The organism is Rhizobium sp. CFBP 8762 (assembly GCF_014841565.1).
Lineage (GTDB): Bacteria > Pseudomonadota > Alphaproteobacteria > Rhizobiales > Rhizobiaceae > CFBP-8762.
Genome location: NZ_JACYUD010000001.1, coordinates 833,730 through 859,708, shown reverse-complemented (window position 1 = coordinate 859,708; position 25,979 = coordinate 833,730). Strand labels below are relative to the sequence as shown.

Genomic DNA, 25,979 nt, shown 5'->3' with positions numbered 1-25,979 from the left:
GGCTTTTGCCCGCTTTGCTGTTGTGTGCGTGACCGCACACATCCTAAACTGCTGTTTTGGAGAAGGACCTCGTCTTTCCCGCCTTTTGAATGACAGTATGGTCCGAGATCGTCTGGATTATGCTTCAAGGAACAGCGCCGCCCGTGACCACCCCTATGCCAGCCCCAGATGCCACTGCCCGTTTGTCCTCGCCGGAAAGCCGCGCCTCCGCGACGCCGATGATGGAGCAATACATCGAGATCAAGGCGAACAATCCCGATTACCTGCTGTTTTATCGCATGGGAGATTTCTATGAGTTATTCTTCGACGATGCGGTAGAGGCATCGCGCGCGCTGGGAATAACGCTGACCAAGCGCGGGCAGCATATGGGCGAAGACATCGCCATGTGCGGCGTTCCCATTCATGCTTCGGATGATTATCTGGAAAAGCTGATAGCCCTTGGTTACCGGGTTGCCGTGTGCGAGCAGATGGAAGACCCGGCGGAAGCGCGCAAGCGCGGCTCCAAATCGGTCGTTCAACGGGGGGTCGTGCGGCTGGTGACAGCCGGTACGCTGACGGAAGAGCGGCTTTTGTCGCCATCGCAATCCAATTACCTGATGGCGATGGCACGCATTCGCGGCGGGGCGGAACCAACCATCGGCCTGGCCTGGATCGACATTTCCACCGGCGTCTTCCGGCTGGCGGAAACCAACGAGCAGCGGCTGCTGGCGGATATTCTGCGCATTGAGCCGCGTGAGCTGATTCTGGCTGATACGCTGTTTCACGATGCCGAACTGCGCCCTGTGTTTGATGTGCTCGGAAAAGTCGCCGTGCCCCAGCCAGCCGTGCTGTTTGATAGCGCCACGGCTGAAAATCGCATTGGCCGCTATTACGGCGTTTCAACTCTGGATGGCTTCGGCAGTTTTTCCCGCGCTGAAATTGCCGCTGCCGCCGCTGCCGTTTCCTACGTCGAAAAAACGCAGATTGCAGAGCGCCCGGCGCTTGGTTTGCCGGAGCGGGAAAGCTCGGCCTCGACGGTGTTTATCGATCCCGCCACCCGCGCCAATCTGGAACTGGTGCGCACGCTCTCGGGCGACAGAAACGGGTCTTTGCTGAAAGCGCTGGACCGTACCGTGACGGGTGGTGGTGCGCGGCTTTTGGGCGAACGGCTGACCTCCCCTCTCACGGACTCGAGCGCCATCAATCAGCGGCTGGACTCAGTTGCCACGCTGGTCGCGCAGCCTTCCTTTTGCAGCGATCTGCGTGACTCCTTAAAGATGGTGCCGGACATGCCGCGCGCCTTGTCGCGCTTGGCGCTGGGCCGTGGGGGCCCGCGTGATCTCGGTTCTATTCTGAAAGGGCTGGAGGCGGCCTTTCAGGTCAATGAACTGTTAAAGGCTGCGGAGTTGTCGCCGGAACTGCACGAGGCTCTCGTCGATATTCAGGCGCTGCCGGATACGCTGGGTTTGCAGCTTTCCACCATGCTGGCCGAGGAATTGCCGCTGTTGAAACGCGAAGGCGGTTTTCTGCGGGAGGGTGCGGTGGCGGAGCTGGACGAGGTGCGCGCGTTGCGCGACCAGTCGCGCCGCGTGATCGCCGGGCTGCAACTTCAGTATTGTGAAGAAACCGGCATCAAATCGCTCAAAATCAAGCACAACAACATGCTTGGCTATTTCATTGAAGTGACCGCGGGCAATGCCGGTCCGATGACCGAGACGGATGAAGCGCGGGGCCGCTTCATCCACCGCCAGACCATGGCAAATGCCATGCGGTTCACCACAACGGAGCTGGCGGATCTGGAAACCAAGATCGCCAATGCCGCCGGTCGTGCACTGACGCTGGAACTGGAAGCATTCGACCATCTGACGTCTGCTGTCGTCAGCCATGCAGAAGCGATCAAGGCGGCAGCCCGGGCGCTTGCCACTGTGGATGTCGCAGCCAGTCTCGCAACGCTTGCTGAAGAGCAGGGTTATTGCCGCCCGGTGGTGGACGACAGCCGCCAGTTTGCCATTGTCGGCGGGCGTCATCCGGTGGTGGAGCAAGCCCTGCGTCGTCAGGGCGCAAACCCCTTTGTAGCCAACAACTGCGATCTCTCACCCACCAATGGTGCGAAGGACGGCGCGATCTGGCTGCTGACCGGACCCAATATGGGTGGTAAATCAACCTTTCTGCGCCAGAACGCGCTGATTGCGCTGATGGCGCAGATGGGTGCATTCGTGCCTGCAACGAGCGCCCATATCGGCATCGTGGACCGGCTGTTTTCCCGCGTTGGCGCATCGGACGATCTGGCCCGTGGCCGCTCCACATTCATGGTGGAAATGGTGGAAACCGCTGCCATTCTCAATCAGGCAACGGAACGGTCATTGGTCATTCTGGATGAGATCGGGCGTGGCACCGCCACGTTCGACGGTCTGTCCATCGCCTGGGCGGCGGTCGAGCATCTGCATGAGGCCAACCGCTGCCGGGGCCTGTTCGCCACACATTTCCATGAGTTGACGGTGCTGTCGGAAAAGCTTGGCCGCTTGTCCAACGCCACCATGCGCGTGAAGGAGTGGGATGGCGACGTGATCTTTCTGCACGAGGTGGGACCGGGTGCAGCGGACCGCTCCTACGGCATTCAGGTGGCACGACTGGCTGGCCTTCCGGCCTCCGTTGTTGCCCGTGCGCGCGATGTGCTGGCCAAGCTTGAAGATGCCGACCGCAAGAACCCCGCCAGCCAGCTGATCGACGACCTGCCCCTGTTTCAGGTCGCCGTGCGCCGCGAGGAGCGCGCCCGAGAAACGGCCCCTTCCAAGGTGGAAGACGCTCTTCGCCAACTGAACCCGGACGATATGACGCCGCGCGAAGCCATGGATGCGCTGTATGCGTTGAAGAAGCAGTTGAGTTAGCGCTCTAAAAGCGTCTTGGTCAGAAATAGGCCGATGCGGTGCCTGATCTGCCGGTGGAGAACAGCGCGGGGGATTTGGCCACCGTCGTCGCAGACCGGATCTTCATTGTCTGCTTTCAGCAACGCGGCACCGTTGGGGTTGCAGAGACCGAGGAAGGTGAAGTGAACAGCGTTGGCAATCTCAGCAAATTCTGCGTTGGGTATCGCGTCGGCAAGGGCATTGGCGCGAAGGGTTGGAGGAACGTCTTTGCCGACGCCAAGATTGAGAAACAGCCCCGGCGCTGAAATGGTTTTCAGACTATCGCTTTTGTAAGCGGGTGCAAAACCGGGATCGATGGCGACGAAGGCAGATATACGTGGGTCGCGGCTGTCTTTCTCATACTGTTCGCGGTTGACGGTTTTTAGGTCTACGCCACCCCGCTTGAGCCATTCGCAATCTGAATCAGGATCTGTCATGGTCACGCAATAGGCCTGATAGTCGTCGAGTGACATACGTGCGGTTGCCATGAGCAAAACACTGTTTCCGCCAAGGGAAAAGCCCATGGCTGCAATGCGCTGCCTGTCTATCATCTCAGACCATTGGGGATCAGCCAGCAGGGTGTCGAGAGTAGCGGAGAGATCGGCGGGACGCTCCCAGATTTTGATGCAGGAGGCAATGACCAAATCCGTAGACGTGCAACCGGCATGGTTGGGCGCGGCAACGATGAAGCCGTTCTGCGCAAGAAACCTCGATATCCAACCGAGCCCCGCCGCATTTCCACCAGCACCGTGCGACAGAAGCACCAAAGGCAGTTTTCCTGTCGCGGGTGTCGCGTTTCGGCGTGCGGGAACGCCTTGCCACACAGCGTTGGCGCCTAGCTGATAGACCTCTCCATCGGCCAGCGCGGGATAGGTTATCAGCACATTTTCCGGCGCTGAACGGTGCGCAGGTTTGATCGTTATTCACCGCGTGCCCGCCTCGTAGGCGGTGGCCGGGTTGGACATGGCAAGGGTTAGGAGAAGGCCGGCTAGTTTTAGGAAGAGCAGTTTTATGAATGTCAGGATGGTGGGGCTTACTCGCATTGGGTTGAGTTCGGCCCCAACACACACTATCCCTGCCATCCGGCGACCTTGATCGCGATCGAGGTCTTTGGACATGTTCGACCACTTGTTTTGACGCATCGCCCGGACGTAAAGTCGTTGTCGCTTGTGCTGAAATTGCTTATGGACCCCGAATGTTTACAGTGCCCCTGCCGTTCGTCGTCATGCCGTTGTTCGTGTTTGCGCTGTACCGCGCCGTGCGTCACGCGGATGTGCCGGGGTCGAAATGGTCATTCTTCGCGTTTCTGTGCCTCTGCCTGTTGCAGGGGCTGATTGTCGGCCTGCGCTTCGGCTATGGCGTGGATGCGTTGATGCCGCTGCAGCCGGTGACGGCCTCGGCCATGCCGCCGCTGGCGTTTCTGGGGTTTCGCACACTGGTGGAGGCCCGCATTGCAAAAGCCTGGGTCCACGCGCTGCCCGTCGTCGCCGTGCTGTTGGCCGTGCTGGCTGCCAGAATGCTGGTCGATCCACTGTTGTTCTGCATTTTTATCGGTTACGGCATCTTGCTGCTGCGGCTGGTGACAGGGCCGGGGTTTGCACGGGCGGGGTTGAACACGCTGCCGCTGGCGCTGCGGGCTGCACAATTGACGGGTCTCTTGCTGATCTTTTTCGGCCTGACCGATGGTGCGCTGGTTCTGTATGTCACAGTCAACGGTAACGCCGATGTTCCCGTGGCGGTCGGGCTGATCAATCTCGGTGTTATCGCCATTCTGCTCGTATTTTTCGCCGTTCCCGCCCGTCTGCCGGTCGCGGTGGAGACAACCGTTGCAGACCCACGGGATGACGAGATTGTGCAATCGCTGCTCACCGCGCTGGACACGAACGACATTTACCGCCGTGAAGATTTGAGCCTTGCGCGGCTGGCAAAAGCCGTTCGGTTGCCTGCGCGCGATGTATCAGCAGCCATCAACCGGGCAACTGGCCTGAACGTCTCGCAGTTCGTGAACAACCGCCGCATTGCCGAAGCCTGCCGTCTGTTGACGGAAACCAGGGCACCGGTTACGCAAATCATGTTTGACTGCGGCTTTTCCACCAAGTCCAATTTCAACCGCGAATTTCGCCGCGTGACCGGCGTCAGTCCTTCGCAGTGGCGGGCCGAAAAGCGGGCAACGGAAGCCAAGACGCCCGCTGTCATTCCGGATGCAACCGGTCCAGAGCATTTTATTTAACTCAGCGTCAGACAGAAAACCGCTTCGCACTTTCCCTTGAACTGCTTTATAGCACTTGCCTTGGTGGCATCCGGCACTTGGGCTTTAAAATGACCGACGACGATTTTGTACTGTCCGACATTCTCGATTTTGACGCACTGAACCTCCAATTGCAGGCCATTGCAGCGCAAGAGCGCGATACCGATCTGCGTCGGCAGGCGCTGTTGGCGGCTCTCAAGCAGACCAATGCTCAAGGCCGCGAAACGGCTCGCGCGCTGCTCACTCAGGATGGCGGCGGCATTGCCTGTGCGCGGCGTATTTCGCACGTGCAGGATGGATTGATCACCGCGCTCTACGAATTCACGCTGGCGCATATTGTTAATGCTGCCCACTCCGGTGCTACCGAGCGCATCGCCGTTACCGCCGTTGGCGGCTATGGCCGGGGAACGCTGGCACCGGGATCGGATATCGATCTTCTGTTTTTGCTGCCCACCCGTCAGGCAAGCTGGAACACTGCGCTGATCGAATTCATGCTGTATGTGCTGTGGGACATGGGCTTTAAGGTTGGCCACGCCACCCGCACCATCGATGAGTGCATTCGCCTTTCCCGCGATGACATGACCATTCGCACCGCCATTCTGGAAAGCCGTTTTATCTGCGGGGCGGAGCCGCTGGCGAATGATCTGGCAACCCGGTTCGACAAGGAAATCGTGCGCAATACCGGGCCGGAGTTCATTGCCGCCAAACTGGCCGAGCGTGATGCGCGGCACCGCAAGGCGGGCGATACGCGCTATCTGGTGGAGCCCAATGTCAAGGAAAGCAAGGGCGGCCTGCGCGATATCCATACGCTGTTCTGGATTGCCAAGTATTTCTACCGCGTCAAGAACTCAGCCGATCTGGTGCGCGTGGGCGTGTTGTCGCGCAAGGAATATACGCTGTTTCAGAAGTCCGATGATTTTCTGTGGGCCGTGCGCTGCCACATGCACTTCTTGACCGGAAAGGCGGAAGAGCGGCTGTCGTTTGACATTCAGCGCGAGATTGCTGAAGCACTCGGTTATCACGATCATCCGGGCCTGTCGGCGGTCGAGCGTTTCATGAAGCACTATTTTCTCGTGGCGAAGAATGTGGGTGACCTCACCCGCATTTTCTGCGCGGCACTCGAAGACCAGCAGGCGAAGGACGCGCCTGGGCTATCGGCGGTGTTTAGCCGCTTCACCCACCGCACGCGCAAGATTGCCGGTTCGTTGGATTTCGTCGAGGATCGTGGCCGCATCATGCTGGCCGCGCCCGATGTATTTGCGCAAGACCCGGTCAATATCATCCGCCTGTTTCATGTGGCTGACATCAACGGGCTGGAATTTCACCCGGATGCCCTGAAACATGTCACCCGATCACTCAAGCTGATAACCCCCGCCTTGCGTGAGAATGACGAGGCCAACCGGCTGTTCCTGTCCGTTCTGACCTCACGGCGCGATCCCGAACTGATACTGCGGCGCATGAACGAGGCCGGTGTGCTGGGCCGGTTCATCCCCGAATTCGGCCGGATCGTGTCGATGATGCAGTTCAACATGTACCACCATTATACGGTGGACGAGCATCTGTTGCGCACGGTCAAAATGCTATCGCGTGTGGATCAAGGCAAGGAAGATGATGCCCATCCGCTGGCGGTGCAGCTCATGCCGTCCATCGAGGAGCGCGAGGCACTCTATGTGGCCGTGCTGCTGCATGACATTGCCAAGGGCAGGCCGGAGGATCACTCGGTGGCAGGCGCACGGGTGGCTCGCAAGCTTTGCCCGCGTCTGGGTCTTAACGCCAAGCAGACGGAACTGGTGAGTTGGCTCATTCAGGAGCATCTTACCATGTCCATGGTGGCCCAGACTCGCGACCTGAATGACCGGCAGACAATTCGCGATTTCGCCGAGCGCGTTCAGTCGCTCGACCGGCTGAAATTGCTGCTGATACTGACTATCTGCGATATCCGCGCCGTGGGCCCCGGCGTGTGGAATGGCTGGAAGGGCCAGCTTCTGCGCACGCTCTATTATGAAACGGAATTGTTGATTTCCGGTGGATTTTCCGAATCCCCGCGCAAGGAGCGGGCGGCACAGGCGCGTGCCCGTCTGCATGCGGAGCTTCCCGGCTGGAGCGAGGCGGAGCGCGACGCCTACGTCAAACTGCATTATCAGCCCTATCTGCTGTCTGTTTCCATTGAGGATCAGGTCCGCCATGCCGCTTTCGTGCGTGAGGCGGACAGGGCAGGCAAAACACTGGCGACCATGGTGCGCACGCACTCTTTCCACGCGATTACCGAAATTACGGTGCTCTCGCCCGACCATCCCCGCCTGTTGACGGTGATTGCCGGTGCCTGCGCTGCCGCCGGTGCCAACATCGTGGATGCGCAGATTTTTACGACCGCCGATGGGCGGGCGCTGGATACGATTTTGGTCAACCGTGAATTTGCGGTGGATGATGATGAAACGCGCCGTGCTGCCACCATCGGCCGGATGATCGAGGATGTGCTGTCCGGCACCAAGCGCCTGCCCGAGGTGATTGCGACCCGCATGCGGGGTCGGCGCAGACACCGCACCTTTACCGTGACGCCGACGGTGACGATCAGCAACACGCTGTCCAACAAATTCACGGTTATCGAAATCGAGTGTCTGGACCGCACCGGTCTGCTGTCAGAAGTTACGGCGGTGCTGTCCGATCTGTCGCTCGACATTGCATCGGCCCATATCACCACGTTTGGAGAGAAGGTGATCGATACGTTCTACGTCACCGATCTGGTCGGCCATCAGGTGGTCAACGAAAACCGTCAGGCCAATATCGTGGCGCGGCTGAAAGCTGTGATGGCTGATGAGGCGGACGAGGCGCGGGACCGGATGCCGCCGGGCATGATTGCGCCTCCAGCATCGGCCATCAAGAAAATCAGGGCGGAACCATGAGCCTTATCAAGAAGTTCGCGACGGTTGGCGGCGCGACGCTCGGCAGTCGCCTGTTCGGTTTTGTGCGTGAAACCTTCATGGCCGCAGCCTTGGGTACGGGCCCCGTGGCCGATGCCTTCAATGCTGCCTTCCGCTTCCCAAACACCTTCCGCCGCCTGTTTGCCGAAGGCGCCTTCAATGCTGCATTCGTGCCGCTGTTTGCCAAGGAAATCGAGGCCAATGGCATGGAGGGCGCAAAACGCTTTTCTGAAGAAGTGTTCGGCGTCCTGTTTACGGTGCTGATGGCTCTGACCATTGCCATGGAACTGTCCATGCCGCTCTTGGTGCGCACCGTCATTGCACCGGGCTTTGTCAGCGATCCGCAGAAGTTCGGCGTCACCGTAGCGCTTGCCACCATCATGTTTCCTTACCTGGCCTGCATGTCGCTGGCGGCGATGATGGCGGGCATGTTGAACTCGCTGCACCGCTATTTCGCAGCCGCCATTGCGCCGGTGTTTCTGAATGTCATCCTCATCGGCGTGCTGGCCTATGCGTGGATGACCGGAGGAGACGCCATAACGGTCGGCTTCTATCTGGCATGGGGCGTTATGGCGGCAGGCTTCGTTCAGCTTGCCATCGTCTGGGTTGCCGTGCGCAATGCAGGTATCAAGATTGGCTTCCGGCGTCCCCGCCTCACGCAGAATGTGCGCCGCCTGCTGTTCCTTGCCCTGCCGGCGGCCATTACCGGTGGCATCACGCAGATCAACCTCTTGATCAATACGGCTATCGCATCCGGGCAGGAGGGAGCCTTGTCGTCGCTGGTCTATGCGGACCGCATCTATCAGTTGCCGCTGGGTGTCGTCGGCATTGCGGTTGCCACCGTATTGCTGCCGGAACTGGCGCGGGCGCTTCGCTCCGGCAACATGGCGCAGGCATCCAATCTGCAGAATCGGTCGGTTGAGTTCACGCTGTTTCTGACGCTCCCCGCCGCCGCCGCGCTGCTGGTCATGGCAGAGCCGATTGTGCGGATGCTGTTTGAGCGCGGCCAGTTCTCTGCCGAGGCAACGGTGCGCGTGTCCCATATTCTGGCGATCTACGGGCTGGGCTTGCCCGCTTTCGTGCTGATCAAAGCCTTCATTCCCGGATTTTTTGCCCGCGAAGATACCAGAACCCCCATGTTGTTTGCGGGGCTTTCGGTGGTGGTCAATGTCAGTATGGCCATGACGCTGTTTCCGCGTCTGGGTGCTAGCGGCATCGCCATTGCGGAAATCACGGCGGGTTGGGTCAATGCCATTCTGCTTTTTGCCACGCTCGTCTGGCGTGGTCATTGGGGGCGCGACATCGCGCTTTTGACGCGAATTCCCCGGCTGGTTCTCTCGGCGGGGGTTATGGCGCTGGCGATCTGGTTTTCCATGCGCTGGCTGGCTTCGTTGCTGGCATCCTCCTCTCCGGCGTGGGTGAGTGCGCCGACGCTGGTGGGCCTCGTGACCGTTGCTATGATCGTGTACTTCGGCACAGCCTTTCTCACCGGCGGGGCCAGCATGGCGATGATCCGGCGCAGCGTGAAACGCGGGTCTTGATCGAGACCCCGCTCCCGTGCATAAGCGCGTTCGAACGCGTCGACGAGGAACATAGACGATGAATGAATTCAAGCCGCTTGTCTTCTCAGGCGTTCAGCCGACGGGCAATCTGCATCTCGGCAACTACCTCGGTGCCATCCGCAAATTTGTGGCCCTGCAGGACACCAATGATTGTATCTATTGCGTGGTTGATCTTCATTCCATCACCGCGCAACTGGTGCATGAGGACCTGCGCGGGCAAATCCGCTCCATCGCGGCGGCCTTCATCGCGTCGGGTGTGGACCCGCAAAAGCACATCGTCTTCAACCAGTCGGCGGTGCCGCAGCACGCGGAACTGGCATGGATATTCAATTGCGTCGCGCGCATCGGGTGGATGAACCGCATGACGCAGTTCAAGGACAAGGCCGGCAAGGACCGCGAAAACGCCTCGCTGGGGCTTTTGGCCTATCCAAGCCTGATGGCTGCCGACATTCTGGTGTACCGCGCAACCCATGTGCCTGTGGGCGATGACCAGAAGCAGCATCTGGAACTGGCCCGCGATATCGCGCAGAAATTCAACATCGATTTTCAGGAGAAAATCCGCGCAACGGGACAGGGCGTGGATATGGTGGTCGGTGAAGAGCCGATCCACGGTTACTTCCCGCTGGTAGAGCCATTGATCGACGGTCCCGCGCCGCGTGTCATGAGTCTGCGTGACGGCACCAAGAAAATGTCGAAGTCCGATGCTTCGGACCTGTCGCGCATCAACCTGATGGACGACGCGGAAACCATTGCCCGCAAGATCCGCAAGGCCAAGACCGACCCCGACGCGCTGCCAAGCGAAACGGAAGGCCTGAAAGGCAGACCGGAAGCCGATAACCTTGTTGGCATTTACGCGGCCTTGGCAGGCAGCAGCAAGGCCGATGTCTTGCGCGAGTTCGGCGGCGTTCAGTTCTCCGTATTCAAGCCAGCCTTGATCGAACTGGCCGTCAATGTGCTGTCACCCATTACCGGCGAAATGCGCCGCCTGATGGAAGATACAACGCATATTGATGGGATTTTGCGCCAAGGCGGTGAGCGGGCACGCGACCGGGCGACAAAGACCATGAAGGAAGTGCGCGACATCATCGGCTTTCTGCAATAAGCTTAGCCACGATATAACTGCCTGATTCAACGATCCAGAGGTAAAGGCTCAGAATGGTTTCACCACGCCTCTCACGACTGGAAGGCCACCGCCGCAAGTTCATGGCGGTCATTGATGATACGCCCGAATGCGGCCGCGCCGTGCACTACGCCGGACGCCGCGCCAAAAATACCAATGGCGGCATCGTGCTTCTGTACGTTATCGCCGATGGTGATTTTCAGCATTGGCTGGGTGTGGAAGAAATCATGCGGGCGGAAGCGCGCGAGGAGGCCGAAAATACCTTGGCAAAGGTGGCGCAGACCGTGCGGGAAACCATTGGCATAGAGCCGGAAATCGTGATCCGCGAGGGCAATGCGACCGAGCAGATCCACGCGCTGATCGACGAGGACCGTGATATCTCGATTCTCGTGCTTGCGGCAGGTTCTGCCAAGGATGGACCGGGCCCGCTGGTATCGTCCATCGCGGGTAAGGCGGCAGCGTTTCCCATTCCGGTAACCGTGGTGCCTGATCTTTTGACGGACGAGGAAATTGACGCGCTCAGTTAAAGTTGATCGTTACGCCCAAGCTTTATCTTGAAGCCGTCATGGAAACGGACTATCTTTATAACAGTTCTAAATTCATTGATGCAGTTTCCCCGGTAGCAGGGATGGCTGTTGCCCGGTCGATCTGTCCCGGCTGATTGGAGAAAAAATGTTCATCCAGACTGAATCGACGCCAAACCCATCAACGCTCAAGTTCTTGCCCGGCAAAATCGTGCTGGAAAACGATACGGCTGAGTTTCGCAATGCAGCGGAAGCCAGCGCGCAGTCGCCGCTCGCGGCCCGCCTGTTTTCCGTCCCCGGCGTCTCCGGTGTCTTCTTTGGTTACGATTTCATCACCGTTACCAAGTCGGATTATGAGTGGCAGCACCTGAAGCCTGCCATTCTCGGCTCCATTATGGAGCACTTCATGTCCGGGCAGCCGGTGATGGCATCGGCTTCCACGACGGAAGCGGACGATCTCGAAGGTGAATTTTTCGAGCCCGGCGATGAGACCATCGTTGCGACCATCAAGGAACTGCTGGAAACGCGCGTTCGTCCAGCCGTTGCACAGGACGGTGGCGATATCACCTTCAAGGGCTTCCGTGATGGCACCGTGTTTCTCAACATGAAGGGCGCTTGCTCGGGTTGCCCTTCCTCCACCGCAACATTGAAGCATGGCGTCCAGAACCTGCTTCGCCACTTCATTCCCGAAGTGCAGGAAGTGGAAGCGATGTGATTCTGCTCGGCCTTGATACCGCAGGCACAAACTGCACGGCGGCTGTCTATGACAGTGCGCGCGGTGAACTGCTAGGCCGCGCCTCTGCCGATATTGGACGCGGGCACGCGGAGCAATTGATGGGGTTCATCGAGCAGGCGCTTGCGCAAAGCGGCAAAACGCTGGAAGCCGTTGAGCGCATCGCGGTGACGATTGGACCTGGCTCCTTTACCGGCATTCGGGTTGGCGTCGCGACAGCGCGGGGACTTGGCCTGGCGCTCGGCATTCCCGCAGTTGGGGTTTCCACCTTGCATGTTCTGGCAGCGCATGGTCTGGCAGCGCAAGGGCAGCCGGATGGTACAGCTGTTCTTGCTGCGATGGATGCCAAGCGCGATGAGCTCTATTGTCAGCTATTCGATGCGTCGGGTGCCAGCATGGGGGAACCGGTCGCCATCGGTCTGGAAGACGCTAAAGCGCGCTTTTCGGACTTTGAAGGGCGTATCGTTGGTTCCGGCGCAGCCCTGTTGCGCCCCGGGACCGTGGGTATGAACGATTTCGACATTGCCACCGTCGCCCGTCTCGGCGCGTTGGCAGACGCAAATATCGATAAGCCCAAGCCCCTGTATCTGCGCGGGCCGGATGCCAAGCCGCAGGTAGGCTTCGCTATCGCGCATCAGTAATGTTCGGCTTTTACACGTCTCCCATGATTTTTGATGTTTTTCCCATGGTCACCAGTGATTGCCCGGCGGTTGCCGGGCTTCACAAAACGCGTTTTCCGCACCCTTGGGACAGTGGCGCGTTTCACGGCCTTCTGGTGCAAAAGGGCGTGGTCGGCTTCGTGGCGCGACCCGCGACCGGGATCAAGGCCATTGGCGGCTTCGTGCTTGCCCGTGGCGCCGCGGATGAAGCCGAAATTCTGACGCTGGCCGTTGATAGCCGCATGGCGCGCCACGGGCTCGGATGGCGGTTGATGCGCGCTGCCATGCAGAAACTGGCACAGGAGGGCATGCACGCCCTGTTTCTGGAGGTCGATGCAGGCAATCCGGCTGCCATTGGTCTCTATCGCAAGCTGGGCTTTGAGACGGTGGGGGAGCGCAAGGCCTACTACAAGGATGCGGTGGGCGGACGGTCTACCGCGCTTGTCATGAAGGCCGATCTTCGTTAGAGGATGGCATTTGCCGGTTTCGGCCCCTGGACGCGGAACGCATGACCGAATTCGAAAAATCGCTGGAGGATCTCTGCGCAGAGCGCGGCATGCGGATGACCGAGCAGCGTCGCGTGATCGCCCGGGTGCTGGAATCATCCATCGATCATCCAGACGTGGAAGAACTCTACCGCCGGTCGGCCAGCGTCGATTCCAAGATTTCGCTGTCCACTGTCTACCGCACCGTCAAGTTGTTTGAGGATGCCGGTATCATCGCACGGCACGATTTTCGCGATGGCCGCTCGCGTTATGAAACCCTGCCCGACGAACACCACGACCACCTGATCGATCTGAAGACAGGGACGGTGATCGAGTTTCACTCTCCGGAAATCGAAGCCCTGCAGGAGCGCATTGCGCGTGAGCTCGGCTTCCGTCTGGTGGAGCATCGGCTGGAGCTTTACGGTATTCCCCTGACCAAAGATGATGGATGACATCTCCGTCTCCCGCTCCGGTTTTGTAACGCGGCTGCGCGTTGGTCTGGTGCTCGTCGGCATCGTTGCGATCACGCTCGTGCTGCTGCCACTGCAAGTGCTGTTCATCAAACTCCGGTTGAAATTCGCCCGCTCCCTGCCGCGGCTGTGGCACCGCGCCGTTTGCACCATGATGGGCCTCCGCGTACGCGTTCACGGCGTTCCCTCTGCGCAGAGGCCGCTCATGCTGGCATCCAACCATGTATCGTGGAGCGATATCCTGGTTCTGGGGTCGGTTCTGGATGTTACGTTCGTTGCCAAATCCGAGGTGCGCGATTGGCCGGTCTTCGGCGCTCTTGCCCGTTTGCAGAGAACGATCTTCGTAGAGCGGGAGATGAAGCGCAAGGTTGGTGAGCAAAGCGATGAAATCGGCAATCGTATGAAGGCCGGTGAAATCGTTGTGCTGTTTCCCGAAGGCACGACATCGGACGGCAACCGTCTTCTGGATATAAAAACCTCGCTGTTCGGCGCGGCGGCCTCCGCCGTGCGTGAAGACCCACAAAACCCCGTGCATATCCAACCCGTCGCCATCGCCTATACCGGCGTTCACGGCATGGCAATGGGCCGCTACCACCGGCCCATTGCCGCATGGCCCGGTGATATCACGCTGCTGCCACACCTCATGGGTGTGTTGCGGGAAGGGGCGCTGGAGGTGGATGTGGTCTTTGGCGATCCCGTCGCTTATGCCGCCGACAGCAACCGCAAGCTCGTCAGCCGTGAGGTGGAAAGCCGGTTGCGCACCATTCTCATTCGCGCGCTTCGTGGCCGGTTGTGAGTGCTTTTAAAACACTTCAATTTATAGACTATATCAGATAAACAAGCGCTATGACCGAACATATGACGCGCATGCCCGCAGGCGAACTGATTTCCGAGCGACCGAACACCCGCAAGGTTTTTGTCAAAACCTACGGCTGTCAGATGAACGTGTACGATTCCGACCGTATGACGGACGCGCTCGCAAAAGACGGCTACGTCGCCACCGATGTGCTGGAAGATGCCGATCTCGTTCTGCTGAACACCTGTCATATCCGCGAAAAAGCGGCGGAAAAAGTCTACTCCGCTCTGGGTCGCCTCCGCGATTTGAAAAAGCAGCATGCCGCAGAGGGGCGCGAGATGATGATCGGCGTTGCCGGTTGTGTCGCTCAGGCCGAGGGTGCCGAGATTCTTCGCCGCGCCCCGGCTGTCGATCTGGTCATCGGCCCACAGACCTATCACCGTCTGCCGGAAGCGCTAAGGCGCGCCAAAAACGGCGAACGCGTGGTGGAAACCGATTACGCCATCGAGGATAAATTCGAGCATCTGCCTGCACCGGACAAGGCCAAAACCCGCGCGCGCGGCGTTACCGCCTTTTTGACCGTGCAGGAGGGGTGCGACAAGTTCTGCACCTTCTGCGTTGTGCCATATACGCGCGGTGCCGAGGTATCGCGCCCCGTTTCGCAGATCCTGCGCGAGGCCGAAAAGCTGGCGGATGCCGGTGTGCGCGAAATTACGCTGCTTGGCCAGAACGTTAACGCCTGGCACGGCGAAGGACCGGACGGTCGGACATGGGGACTGGGTGAGTTGCTGCACTGTCTTGCCAAAATTCCGGGCGTTGCACGGTTGCGCTACACCACCAGCCATCCACGCGATATGGATGACAGCTTGATTGCGGCGCATCGCGATTTACCCGCGTTGATGCCCTATCTGCATTTGCCGATTCAGTCCGGCTCGGATCGTATCCTGAAAGCCATGAACCGCCGCCATACGGCAGCGCAGTACATTGCGTTGATCGAGCGGATCAAGGCAGTGAAACCTGATCTCGCCTTGTCGGGTGACTTTATCGTCGGCTTCCCCGGCGAGACCGATCAGGATTTCGAGGACACGCTACGTCTGGTGGAAACGGTCGGGTATGCGCAGGCATTTTCGTTCAAATACTCCACGCGGCCCGGCACGCCCGGCGCGGATTTGACCGATCAGGTGCCCGAAGACGTAAAGACCGCGCGGCTGGAACGGCTGCAAGCTTTGCTTGTGCGCCAGCAGCGGGCGTTTGCGGAACAATGTGTGGGTAAAACGATTGATCTGCTGCTGGAAAAGCCCGGTCGTATGCCGGGGCAGCTTGTGGGACGATCGCCATGGTTGCAGCCTGTGAATATTGATGCAAAGACTTCGCAAATCGGTGACATTATTTCGGTACGAATCACCGCAGCCGGCAACAACAGTCTGTTTGCCGAAGCCATCAACGTCGAGACCTTAGGGAGCCTGCCCGCTTGAACGAACACGAACTGATCTCATCGCCCGCGCGTCCGTCCACACCTGCTGCGACAGACGCCAATCACTTCGTGCTGACATTCGACAACAACAGGTTTGCCAGCGAACTGTTTGGCCAGTTCGACCAGAATTTGAAGCTTATCGAACAGCGCCTGCATGTGGATATGCGTCCGCGTGGCAATGCCGTGGCCATTTCCGGTGAAACACTGGCCACCAATCAGGCCCGCCGCGCGCTGGATTACCTCTACGGCAAATTGCAGAATGGCGGCAGCATCGAAACCTCCGATGTGGAAGGTGCAATCCGCATGGCCGTTGCGGCTGATGATCAGTTGAGCCTGCCCACGATGGAACGCAAGGCCAAGCTGACGATGGCGCAGATTTCCACACGCAAGAAAACCATTGCCGCCCGTACGCCGACGCAGGATGTGTACATCCGCGCGCTGGAACGCTCCGAACTCGTGTTCGGCGTCGGCCCCGCCGGAACCGGCAAGACCTATCTCGCTGTCGCCTACGCCGCCCAGCTTCTGGAGCGCGGCGCGGTGGATCGCATCATTCTGTCGCGCCCTGCCGTGGAGGCGGGCGAACGTCTGGGCTTCCTGCCCGGCGATATGAAGGAAAAGGTCGATCCGTATCTGCGGCCACTCTACGATGCGCTCTATGATATGATGCCGGGTGACAAGGTGGAGCGCGCCATTACGGCGGGCGTCATCGAAATTGCCCCGCTTGCCTTCATGCGTGGGCGCACGCTCGGCAATGCCGTGGTGATTCTCGACGAAGCGCAGAACACGACCACCATGCAAATGAAAATGTTTTTGACGCGTCTGGGTGAAAACGGCCGCATGATCGTAACCGGCGACCCAAGCCAGGTGGACTTGCCGCGCGGGGTCAAATCCGGGCTGGTGGATGCCTTGCAGGTTCTGCACGATGTGGAAGGCGTCTCGGTCGTGCGCTTCAAGGATGTGGACGTTGTGCGCCACCCGATGGTGGCGCGCATCGTGCGCGCCTACGAAGCGCAGACTGCCGTGCCGGACGAGAGCCTGAATGTCGGACGCTGAAACACCGATCACGCTTGAAATACAGATCAGCATAGAAAACGGCTCGTGGCCGGATATGCAAACGTTGCTGGTCCGTGCTGACGAGGTGCTGAGTGAAGCGGCCGTCTTTCTGGCAGGGGAGACGGGGCAACCGTTCCCGGACGATGGCGTGGAGGTGTCCCTGCTGTTTACCGATGATGCGTCGATCCGCAAGATCAACGCGCAGTGGCGCAGCCAGGACAAGCCCACAAACGTTCTGTCCTTTCCCGCTTTTCCTGTGGAGCCGGGGGATATGCCGGGGCCCATGCTGGGCGATATCATACTCGCGCATGAAACCCTAGTGCGCGAAGCAGCCGAGTTGAGCAAAAGTTTTGACGATCATTGCACCCATCTTCTGGTGCATGGTTTCCTGCATCTGTTGGGCTATGACCATATGGATGATGAGGAAGCCGACGAAATGGAAGGGTTGGAGACTCGCATTCTCGCCCGTCTTGGCCTATCTGATCCATACGGGGAAAATGACGTTGCGCCTTAATTCATTCGGACCGACGCCCTATATGGCGTCCAACGGATGCGTGCCCGATCAAACAGTTTGGAACAATGACCGACTTAAGAGCACAGCCCCTAGCGGCTGATACAGACGACGCAGAGCCCCCCAGTAACGAGGAGGGCGGCAGTAGTCCCCCCGCGCAGAAGCCCGAGAGCAGCGCAAAACCGAATTCCTTCTGGGCGCGGGCCGCGCGCATCTGGCGCAATTCCAGCGGGTCCAGCATGCGTGAGGCGCTCGCCGATGCGCTGTCCACCGACTCCGATAATGATACGGCCTTTTCGCCCGGAGAGCGGGCGATGCTCAACAATATTCTTCGCTTCCGTGAGGTTCGCGTCGAAGACGTGATGGTGCCCCGGGCCGATATCGAAGCCGTCGACCTGACGGTGACCATTGGCGAACTGATGATTCTGTTCGAGGAATCCGGCCGCTCTCGCATGCCGATCTACAGCGAAAGTCTGGATGATCCGCGTGGCATGGTCCATATCCGCGATCTTCTCGGCTATGTTACCAAGCAGGCGTACAACACGCATATGGCTGGCATGGCGGCCGCGAACGTGCCCAGCGACGATGAAACCTCCGACAAACCGGCCCGTCAACCAAAACCTGTCTTCGATATGACGCGTGTCGATCTGGACAAGACAGTCGAGGAAGCCGGCATCATTCGCCCGGTTCTGTTCGTGCCACCCTCCATGCTGGCATCGGACCTGATGCAGCGTATGCAGGCAAGCCGCACGCAGATGGCGCTGGTCATCGATGAATATGGCGGCACGGACGGTCTCGCATCGCTGGAAGATATTGTCGAAATGGTCGTTGGCGATATCGAAGACGAGCATGACGATGAGGAAGTGATGTTTGCCCGCACGTCCGATGATGTGTTCGTGGCCGACGCCCGCGTGGAACTGGAAGAGATCGCCGAAGCCATCGGCCCGGATTTCGATATCAAGGACCGGATTGAGGATGTGGATACCCTCGGCGGTCTGATCTTTGCGTCCCTCGGGCGCATTCCGGCGCGCGGCGAGGTCGTTCAGGCGCTGCCCGGTTTCGAGTTTCATGTGCTGGAGGCCGATCCGCGGCGGGTGCGGCGGGTGCGCATTGTGCGCAAGCGAACGGCACCCCGCAGGCGACCGCTCAAACTGGACGGCGATCAAGCCAGCGGAGCCACGCAGGACGCTGATGCAGTGAGAAAAGACGAAACATCGTAATTTCGCGCGCATTCCTTTCCTGCTAACGGTCTATAAGCTTATTCGAATTATAGAGAGTGTACCGTTGGCGCTTCGCGCTGATGCGAAGAATGGAGGCTCTATGGAAAGACTGGCGGGCGGCATCATGATGATGTCTGGCTGGCGGCGGGCGCTGCTGGCGTTTTGCGCAGGCCTGTTCGGTGTGCTGGCACTCCAGCCGATTGGCTTCTTTGCTGCCATGTTCGTGTCCTTCTCTCTTCTCGTCTGGCTTCTCGATGGAGCGACGGGGCAGGCGCACCACGGTTATCTGCGTCGGCAGTTTCCTGCTTTTCGGGTCGGCTGGTGGTTTGGTTTCGGCTATTTCCTCGGCGGGCTCTGGTGGCTGGGCAATGCGCTGCTGGTGGAGGCCGAACAATTTGCCTGGGCGCTGCCGTTAGCGGTGCTCGGGCTTCCGGCGGCGCTGGGCCTGTTCTACGGTTTTGCGACCATGCTGGCGCGCATGCTCTGGTCCGATAGCTGGGGACGAATTGCTGCCTTGGCCATCGCATTTGCGGTCATGGAGTGGCTCCGCAGCTTTGTTTTCACCGGTTTTCCTTGGAACGCCATCGGCCAGACCGCAATGCCAGTTCCGCTGATGATGCAGTCCGTTGCGCCTCTGGGAATTTACAGCATCACATTGCTGTCTGTGTTCGTTTATGCCGCTCCGGCTTTGATAGGCACACGGCGCGGCGCGGGTATTGGCCTTGTTCTCGCAAGCGTAATGCTGGCGGCGCATGTCGGCTACGGCGCGTTCATTCTCTATCAGGTTCCGCAAGCGAAAGCCGACCAGACCGGCAAAATCGTGCGGCTGGTCCAGCCCGTGATCGCGCAGACCATGAAAATGGACGATGCAGCGGCGAGAACAATTTTCGAAGAGCATTTGAGCTTGACCGCCGCACCACCAAAGCCGGGAGATCGGCGGCCCGATATGATCGTCTGGCCGGAAACGTCGGTTCCGTTTCTTCTGACCGATAATCCTGAGGGTCTGGCGCGCATTGCCGACGTATTGCAGGACGGGCAGATCTTGCTGGCTGGCGCGGTGCGTGCCGAACCGGCACAAGGCGGCGGTGAAGCGCGGTACTATAATTCCATCTATGCCATTGACGATCAGGGCCAGATTATAGCGGCAGCGGACAAGGTGCATCTGGTGCCGTTTGGGGAGTATATGCCGTTCGCGTCGCTTCTTGCATCATGGGGCGTTGACCCAGTAGCGATGCCGGGTGGATTTTCCGCAGCACTGGAGCACACGCTGCTGCCGCTTCCGGGTGGTGCGACGTTTTACCCGCTGATCTGTTACGAAGCGATTTTCCCCTACGAAATCGATCCTCAAATCACGCAGGCCACCGCACTTTTGAATGTGACAAACGACGCGTGGTATGGCGACTCACCCGGCCCGTACCAGCATTTCCATCAGGCACAGATTCGCGCGGTAGAGACCGGCGTGCCGTTGATACGCGCCGCAAACAGTGGAATTTCCGTGGTTGTTGATGCGCAAGGGCGCGTCTCCGCCGGGCTCGATTTCAACGTGAAGGGCTTCATCGATACGCCGCTTCCGGAAAAACCAAAGCAGATTCAGAGCATTGCAACCCAGAATGCCATCTTCGCCGTCATGGCTGCTTTCATGCTGGTGGTGGCCCTGTTTACCCGCAGAGGTTTTATTTTCATGAAGAATTGACCGAAAACCCCTAAAATTGCATAGTAGTTTCTGTCTGCTATATTACCCTATTCTAAATTCGTTTTTTGTCCCCATGACGGTGTTCGACATGTGGAATTCGCTTTTAGATGTGCTGGTATTCAGGCAGCAGTAATTTCGCTTGTTAGGACAATGTCATGATTGAAAATAAAAAGAAGCCAAACCCGATTGATATCCATGTTGGAAGTCGGATTCGTCTTCGCCGGACCATGCTGGGCATGAGTCAGGAAAAACTGGGTGAAAGCCTCGGGATCACGTTTCAGCAGATTCAGAAATATGAAAAGGGAACCAACCGCGTTGGTGCAAGCCGTCTGCAGAATATTTCTGGCATTCTCAATGTGCCTGTGTCCTTTTTCTTCGAAGACGCGCCGGGTGAGAACAACGGCAACCAGCCAGGCATGGCCGAGGCCTCCAGTTCCAACTATGTTGTTGACTTTCTGTCCTCCTCAGAAGGCCTTCAACTCAATCGCGCTTTCGTCAAGATTTCAGATCCAAAGGTACGCCGCAAGGTCGTGGATCTCGTCAAGGCTCTGTCCGCAGACGCGGAAGTGGAATAACGCTTGATTGAGCGTTGTTGGGAACAAAGCGGCGTAAGGCCGCTTTTTTCTTGTCCTCGCTGCAGGAGATATAAACATATATTTATGTCCTTTTGTCCCTCTTGAGTTTTGCGTATGAACTGGCTAACAAACAAGAGCTGTTTTCATTGAGGGGAATGCCCGCATGCGCCAGAACTATCTGTTTACCAGCGAGTCCGTATCCGAAGGTCACCCGGACAAAGTGTGCGATCGGATTTCCGACGAGATTGTGGATCTCGTCTACCGAGAAGCGGCCAAAACTGGCGTTGACGTCTGGAAAGTGCGCATTGCCTGCGAGACTCTGGCTACCACCAACCGCGTGGTGATTGCCGGTGAAGTGCGTTTGCCGCCCAGCCTGATGAAAAAAGACCGCAACGGAAACGACGTTATCAATCCGGCCAAATTCAAAACCGCAGCACGCCGCGCCATTCGCGATATCGGCTATGAGCAGGATGGTTTTCACTGGAAGACCGCGCGCATTGATGTGCTGCTTCACTCGCAGTCCGCCGATATAGCCCAAGGCGTGGACAACGCCGCAGATCGGCAGGGCGATGAGGGCGCTGGCGACCAAGGCATCATGTTTGGCTATGCCTGCCGGGAAACCGCGGAGCTCATGCCCGCACCGCTCTATTACTCCCACCGTATACTCAATCTTCTGGCCACGGCGCGCAAAGCGGGCGAGGGTGATTTGGGCAGGCTTGGACCTGACGCCAAGAGCCAAGTGACCGTGCGCTACGTGGACGGTAAGCCGGAGGAAGTGGTGTCCATCGTTCTGTCCACGCAGCATCTGGATGAAAGCTGGAATTCCGCCAAGGTGCGCAGCGTCGTCGAGCCGGTGATTCGTGATGCCCTGTCGGACATTAAAATCGCCGAGGATTGCAACTGGTACATCAACCCGACCGGCAAATTCGTGATTGGCGGACCGGATGGGGATGCAGGGCTGACTGGCCGCAAGATCATTGTGGACACCTATGGTGGTGCAGCGCCCCACGGTGGCGGCGCGTTCTCGGGCAAGGATACGACAAAGGTTGACCGGTCAGCTGCTTACGCGGCACGCTACCTCGCAAAGAACGTCGTTGCCGCAGGCTTGGCCGACCGTTGCACGATCCAGATCGCCTACGCCATCGGCGTGGCCCAGCCGCTCTCGATCTATGTTGACCTTCATGGAACAGGCAAGGTAACTGAGGATAAGGTTGAGGCCGCCATTCGCGCGACTATGGACCTCTCACCCTCCGGTATTCGCCGCCATCTGGACCTCAATAAGCCGATTTATGCCAAGACATCCGCCTATGGCCACTTTGGCCGCAAGGCCGGTCGTGACGGCTCCTTCTCGTGGGAAAAGCTCGATCTCGTCAAGGCACTGAAAGAGGCAGTCGCTGCCGCATGACGGACGAACCACGCCGCACCCGGGCGACAGAAGCCTTCTATGGCCGCCGCAAGGGAAAGCCGTTGAGAGATGCGCAGATTGTGCATCTGGACAAGGTTTTGCCTGCGCTGAAGCTTGATTTGACGGAAACAGCCCCTTCGGATGTGAAAACGCTGTTTCCCGAAACGGTCGAGCGCGTCCGGTTGGAGATCGGGTTCGGTGGCGGGGAGCATTTGATTCACCGCGCGGTGGAAAACCCGTCAACAGGCTTTATCGGCGTGGAGCCGTTCGTCAACTCCATGGCGAAGCTGATTGCGCAAATTGAAGCGCGGGGTGCGCGCAACATCCGTCTCTATGATGACGATGCTACGCAGGTTCTGGATTGGCTGCCGGATGCCTGTCTCGACCAGATCGATTTGCTGTACCCCGACCCGTGGCACAAGCGTAAGCATTGGAAACGGCGCTTCGTATCCGAGGTCAATCTCGACCGTTTTGCCCGAGTCCTGAAACCGGGCGGCGTCTTTTGCTTTGCATCCGACATAGACAGCTATATCAACTGGACGCTTGTCCACTGTCATGCGCATGCTGCCTTCGAATGGACAGCGAGAAATGCCGCTGATTGGCTGACGCCGTATCCAACCTGGCCCGGCACCCGGTATGAAGCGAAGGCAAAGCGGGAAGGCCGCGAATCGGCCTATCTCACGTTTCGCCGTATTGAGCCGTCAGTGTAGGCTGACAGTCCGCAACTCGTCTTCGGCAGCCTTGTAAAACGTGCTGGAGCGGTTGTCGGTGAGCAGGATGGGCGTGCCATCTGCGCCAAACAGAGCCCAAAGATCCAGACCGGGGTCCATGCGAGGTGCTTCCGGAAAGCACCGTGACACATCATCCGCGCGCATTTTGCGGATGTAGCCCACCTCGCCAGCACCCAGATGCTCCAACTCATGGCGTGACAAGTTGGCGTTTGCGTCTTTCAGTCCCATGGGTCAGCCTCCGTAAATGGGCTGATCAGCACGCGACCAGCCAAACTCTACTCTGGGACGGAAATGTTAATTTTCTTTACCATACGGGCCGGTTCGGGACGCACCAGGCTGACAGCCAGAAGGCCGTTCTTCAATTCGGCGCCCAGCACATGCATTCCATCGGCCAGCACGAACATGCGCTGAAACTGGCGCGCTGCAATACCGCGGTACAGGTATTCCCGATCTCCCAGATCGATTTGGCGACCCCGGATCACCAACTGGTTTTCCTCCACAGTCACGTCCAGTTCGTCCTCGGAAAAACCTGCGACCGCAAGCGTAATCAACAGCCGTTCCGGGTCGCCACTGGTGGCGTCGGAGCGAACGCGTTCAATATTGTAGGGAGGGTATCCGTCATTGCCCTTGGCGATGCGCTCAAGGGTCTTTTCCATGGTGTCAAAGCCCAGAAGGAGGGGGCTGGCAAACGGCGTCATACGGGTCATACGGTTCAGTCCTTGCGAGAAGCGACCTTGTCTTTGTTCGCGGGACCCGCAAGCGGCATCCCGGCAATTTATATGGCGGCTGGAGGGCGGCTCTGCAAGATGTTTGGAGATCAGATATTTGGACATTAGATGTTTGGACAGGGGCCGTCGCAAAACCTATGATAAGACGAAGTTTTCAAGCCAAACCAGAGGCGGCCCATGAACGAGCTTAGAAAGAGCGAACGTAGAAAAATCATCATCGATACTGACCCGGGGCAGGACGATGCTGCTGCGATCATGATGGCATTCGGCAGCCCTGATGAACTGGATATTCTGGGCCTCACGGTTGTTGCGGGCAACGTTCCCTTGGCCATGACAGAGCGCAATGCCCGGCTGCTGGCTGAACTTTGCGGGCGTCCCGACATTGCCATTTATGCCGGAGCTGATGCGCCGCTGAAGCGTCCGCTGGTAACGGCGGAGCATGTGCACGGCAAAACCGGTCTGGATGGCCCGGATTGGCCGGAGCCACAAATGCAGCTTGCCCCCGGCCATGCGGTGGATTTCATTGTTGAGACGCTCAAGCGCGAGGCGCCCGGCACGGTTACGCTTTGCACGCTTGGCCCGTTGACCAATATTGCGCTGGCTTTCCAAAAGGCGCCCGAAATTGTGCCGCTAATCCGCGAAATCGTCATGATGGGCGGGGGCTTTTTCGAGGGTGGCAATATTACGCCGACAGCGGAGTTCAATGTATTCGTGGATCCGGAGGCCGCTGACATCGTGTTCCGTGCCGGTGCTCCGATCGTCATGATGCCGCTGGATGTGACGCACAAGGTTTTGACGCATAAGGCGCGTGTCGAGAAGCTGCGGGCGCTCGGTACAAAGCCTGCGCAGGCCATGGTGGCCATGCTGCAATTCTTCGAGCGTTTTGATGCGGAGAAGTATGGCTCGGATGGCGCACCGCTTCACGATCCAACCGTGATTGCCTATCTGCTCCGCCCGGACCTGTTTAAAGGCCGCCGATGCAATGTCGAAGTCGAAGTGACATCGCCGCTGACGGTGGGCATGACAGTGGTGGACTGGTGGCAGGTAACGGACCGTAAGCACAACGCGCTTGTGATGCGCGATATCGATGACGATGGCTTTTTTGCGCTTCTAACGGAGCGGATTGGACGATTGCAGTAAAGCGGTTCGGTCGTATCCCCGTGCAGACAATCCCTGGTGTTCAGCACAGGGATTGTCTGCACGAATCTAGCTTAGATCTCAGAGCTTCGCAGCAACCTCATTTGCTGTCGGAATGGCCGGTTGTGCGCCGGGTTTCAGGCAAGCGAGTGATCCGGCGACGGCGGCGCGGCGAAGCGCTGCCTCGAAGTCCAGACCTTCATTCAGGCTGGCGGCGAAATAGCCGCAGAAGGTATCGCCAGCACCGACCGTATTGACTGGTTCGATGGTCAATCCCCGGGCGCGATACATCGCGCCAGCTTTGATAGCCACCACGCCATCGCCCCCCAGCGTCACGATCAGCGTCTGGCCGGTCTCGTCATGCAGCGTTTTCATGGCCGCTTCACGCGCCTCCGCAGTCAAATTGTGCGCGCCAGCGAGAAGCTCGAATTCGGTTTCATTGGCAATAACGATATCGGCCATTCGGCCAAGGCGTTCGGCATCATCTGTCAGCGGTGCAATATTGATGATGGAGGTGAGGCCCTTGGCTTTTGCAGCGACCAGAGCGGCCTCGACTGAAGCCGCGGGGATTTCCAGTTGCAGCATCAGTATATCGTCCGCGGTGAGCGCCGCGACGGTCTCGTGCGCATCAGTTGCCGTGACCCGGCCATTGGCGCTTTCTACCACCACGATGACATTCTCGCCATCACCACCCACCAGAATATGCGCTGTGCCGGTCGGCTCTTCCACGGTTTTGACGGCGGTTAAATCCGTCCCGGCTTCTTTCAAAAGCGCCAACGCATCGGCTGCAAAATGGTCATTGCCAACAGCGCCCACCATGCGCACCTCAGCACCGGCGCGCTTTGCCGCCAGCGCCTGATTGGCGCCCTTGCCGCCTGCGGCGGTGGAAAAGCCGGTTCCGGCCACCGTTTCACCGGGCTTCGGCAGACGGGCGGTTGTTGCAATAAGGTCCATGTTGATGGAGCCGAACACTGTAATCATGGAGGTGGCCTTGTTGTTTCATTTTTCGCGACACTGCCCGATTCAGTCCGCTGTCGTCAACGCTCTGA

At 58.7% G+C, this 25,979-nt stretch carries 24 protein-coding genes; 20 read left to right on the top strand and 4 right to left on the bottom strand.

Going from position 1 to position 25,979, the window contains the following annotated elements:
- The first annotated feature begins 155 nt into the window (after window positions 1-155).
- Window positions 156-2,867, top strand: coding sequence for a DNA mismatch repair protein MutS (mutS, locus tag IFT84_RS04055; protein ID WP_192117593.1), 2,712 nt, complete (start codon window positions 156-158; stop codon window positions 2,865-2,867).
- Here the strand turns inward: mutS and IFT84_RS04050 are convergent.
- Window positions 2,864-3,769 (bottom strand): alpha/beta hydrolase family protein, encoded by a 906-nt coding sequence (locus IFT84_RS04050; RefSeq protein WP_192117322.1) that lies wholly within the window; start codon window positions 3,767-3,769, stop codon window positions 2,864-2,866. The genes mutS and IFT84_RS04050 overlap by 4 nt on opposite strands.
- A 311-nt stretch (window positions 3,770-4,080) precedes the next feature.
- Here IFT84_RS04050 and IFT84_RS04045 point away from each other — a divergent pair, with 311 nt between their 5' ends.
- The 18 genes from IFT84_RS04045 to trmB all read left to right on the top strand — a co-directional run bounded on the left by IFT84_RS04045 (window position 4,081) and on the right by trmB (window position 23,044).
- Entirely contained in the window at window positions 4,081-5,115 is a 1,035-nt protein-coding gene (locus IFT84_RS04045) for a helix-turn-helix domain-containing protein (RefSeq protein ID WP_192117321.1), read from the top strand.
- Window positions 5,116-5,204: 89 nt separating this feature from the next.
- The gene (locus IFT84_RS04040) at window positions 5,205-8,036 is read left to right on the top strand and encodes a [protein-PII] uridylyltransferase (RefSeq protein ID WP_192117320.1); all 2,832 of its coding nucleotides are present in this window, start codon (window positions 5,205-5,207) and stop codon (window positions 8,034-8,036) included.
- Window positions 8,033-9,595 carry a murein biosynthesis integral membrane protein MurJ gene (gene murJ / locus IFT84_RS04035; RefSeq protein ID WP_192117319.1) on the top strand — a complete coding sequence of 521 codons (1,563 nt, stop codon included), beginning with the start codon at window positions 8,033-8,035 and terminating at the stop codon, window positions 9,593-9,595. The genes IFT84_RS04040 and murJ overlap by 4 nt, the downstream gene beginning before the upstream one ends.
- A gap of 58 nt (window positions 9,596-9,653) precedes the next feature.
- Entirely contained in the window at window positions 9,654-10,718 is a 1,065-nt protein-coding gene (gene trpS / locus IFT84_RS04030) for a tryptophan--tRNA ligase (protein WP_192117318.1), read from the top strand.
- A gap of 53 nt (window positions 10,719-10,771) precedes the next feature.
- A complete protein-coding gene (locus IFT84_RS04025) occupies window positions 10,772-11,263 on the top strand; it encodes a universal stress protein (RefSeq protein ID WP_192117317.1) in 492 nt (163 codons plus the stop codon).
- Window positions 11,264-11,408: 145 nt separating this feature from the next.
- Window positions 11,409-11,975 (top strand): NifU family protein, encoded by a 567-nt coding sequence (locus IFT84_RS04020; protein ID WP_192117316.1) that lies wholly within the window; start codon window positions 11,409-11,411, stop codon window positions 11,973-11,975.
- Window positions 11,972-12,634 carry a tRNA (adenosine(37)-N6)-threonylcarbamoyltransferase complex dimerization subunit type 1 TsaB gene (gene tsaB / locus IFT84_RS04015; protein WP_192117315.1) on the top strand — a complete coding sequence of 221 codons (663 nt, stop codon included), beginning with the start codon at window positions 11,972-11,974 and terminating at the stop codon, window positions 12,632-12,634. Before IFT84_RS04020 ends, tsaB begins: the two co-directional genes overlap by 4 nt.
- Before the next feature lie 23 nt (window positions 12,635-12,657).
- On the top strand, window positions 12,658-13,119 hold the full coding sequence (locus tag IFT84_RS04010; RefSeq protein WP_244651064.1) for a GNAT family N-acetyltransferase: 462 nt from the start codon (window positions 12,658-12,660) through the stop codon (window positions 13,117-13,119).
- Between the two features lie 41 nt (window positions 13,120-13,160).
- Window positions 13,161-13,589, top strand: a complete 429-nt coding sequence (locus IFT84_RS04005) for a Fur family transcriptional regulator (protein ID WP_192117313.1) — start codon at window positions 13,161-13,163, stop codon at window positions 13,587-13,589.
- Window positions 13,579-14,403 (top strand): lysophospholipid acyltransferase family protein, encoded by an 825-nt coding sequence (locus tag IFT84_RS04000; RefSeq protein ID WP_244651063.1) that lies wholly within the window; start codon window positions 13,579-13,581, stop codon window positions 14,401-14,403. Before IFT84_RS04005 ends, IFT84_RS04000 begins: the two co-directional genes overlap by 11 nt.
- Before the next feature lie 50 nt (window positions 14,404-14,453).
- Window positions 14,454-15,878 (top strand): tRNA (N6-isopentenyl adenosine(37)-C2)-methylthiotransferase MiaB, encoded by a 1,425-nt coding sequence (gene miaB, locus IFT84_RS03995; RefSeq protein ID WP_446737562.1) that lies wholly within the window; start codon window positions 14,454-14,456, stop codon window positions 15,876-15,878.
- The gene (locus IFT84_RS03990; RefSeq protein ID WP_192117311.1) at window positions 15,875-16,930 is read left to right on the top strand and encodes a PhoH family protein; all 1,056 of its coding nucleotides are present in this window, start codon (window positions 15,875-15,877) and stop codon (window positions 16,928-16,930) included. The genes miaB and IFT84_RS03990 overlap by 4 nt, the downstream gene beginning before the upstream one ends.
- On the top strand, window positions 16,917-17,444 hold the full coding sequence (gene ybeY, locus IFT84_RS03985) for an rRNA maturation RNase YbeY (RefSeq protein ID WP_192117310.1): 528 nt from the start codon (window positions 16,917-16,919) through the stop codon (window positions 17,442-17,444). The genes IFT84_RS03990 and ybeY overlap by 14 nt, the downstream gene beginning before the upstream one ends.
- A 65-nt stretch (window positions 17,445-17,509) precedes the next feature.
- Entirely contained in the window at window positions 17,510-18,661 is a 1,152-nt protein-coding gene (locus IFT84_RS03980; RefSeq protein ID WP_192117309.1) for a hemolysin family protein, read from the top strand.
- A gap of 100 nt (window positions 18,662-18,761) precedes the next feature.
- The gene (lnt, locus tag IFT84_RS03975; protein ID WP_192117308.1) at window positions 18,762-20,354 is read left to right on the top strand and encodes an apolipoprotein N-acyltransferase; all 1,593 of its coding nucleotides are present in this window, start codon (window positions 18,762-18,764) and stop codon (window positions 20,352-20,354) included.
- A 155-nt stretch (window positions 20,355-20,509) separates the two neighbouring features.
- Complete coding sequence (locus IFT84_RS03970; RefSeq protein WP_192117307.1) at window positions 20,510-20,929, top strand: helix-turn-helix domain-containing protein; 420 nt, start codon at window positions 20,510-20,512, stop codon at window positions 20,927-20,929.
- Between the two features lie 163 nt (window positions 20,930-21,092).
- Complete coding sequence (metK, locus tag IFT84_RS03965; protein WP_192117306.1) at window positions 21,093-22,334, top strand: methionine adenosyltransferase; 1,242 nt, start codon at window positions 21,093-21,095, stop codon at window positions 22,332-22,334.
- Complete coding sequence (gene trmB / locus IFT84_RS03960; RefSeq protein ID WP_192117305.1) at window positions 22,331-23,044, top strand: tRNA (guanosine(46)-N7)-methyltransferase TrmB; 714 nt, start codon at window positions 22,331-22,333, stop codon at window positions 23,042-23,044. The genes metK and trmB overlap by 4 nt, the downstream gene beginning before the upstream one ends.
- On the opposite strand, the gene IFT84_RS03955 is transcribed toward trmB, so the two are convergent.
- Together IFT84_RS03955 and IFT84_RS03950 are read right to left on the bottom strand one after the other, a co-directional pair.
- The gene (locus IFT84_RS03955) at window positions 23,036-23,293 is read right to left on the bottom strand and encodes a BQ00720 family protein (protein ID WP_192117304.1); all 258 of its coding nucleotides are present in this window, start codon (window positions 23,291-23,293) and stop codon (window positions 23,036-23,038) included. The two genes, trmB and IFT84_RS03955, sit on opposite strands and share 9 nt — an antisense overlap.
- 47 nt (window positions 23,294-23,340) lie before the next feature.
- Window positions 23,341-23,772: an Hsp20 family protein gene (locus IFT84_RS03950; protein ID WP_192117303.1), complete on the bottom strand. Its 432-nt coding sequence runs from the start codon at window positions 23,770-23,772 to the stop codon at window positions 23,341-23,343.
- 198 nt (window positions 23,773-23,970) lie between these two features.
- On the opposite strand from IFT84_RS03950, the gene IFT84_RS03945 reads away from it, so the two are divergent.
- On the top strand, window positions 23,971-24,933 hold the full coding sequence (locus tag IFT84_RS03945; RefSeq protein WP_192117302.1) for a nucleoside hydrolase: 963 nt from the start codon (window positions 23,971-23,973) through the stop codon (window positions 24,931-24,933).
- Between the two features lie 78 nt (window positions 24,934-25,011).
- Here the strand turns inward: IFT84_RS03945 and IFT84_RS03940 are convergent, their stop codons facing one another.
- On the bottom strand, window positions 25,012-25,911 hold the full coding sequence (locus IFT84_RS03940; protein ID WP_192117301.1) for a ribokinase: 900 nt from the start codon (window positions 25,909-25,911) through the stop codon (window positions 25,012-25,014).
- Window positions 25,912-25,979: the final 68 nt, after the last annotated feature.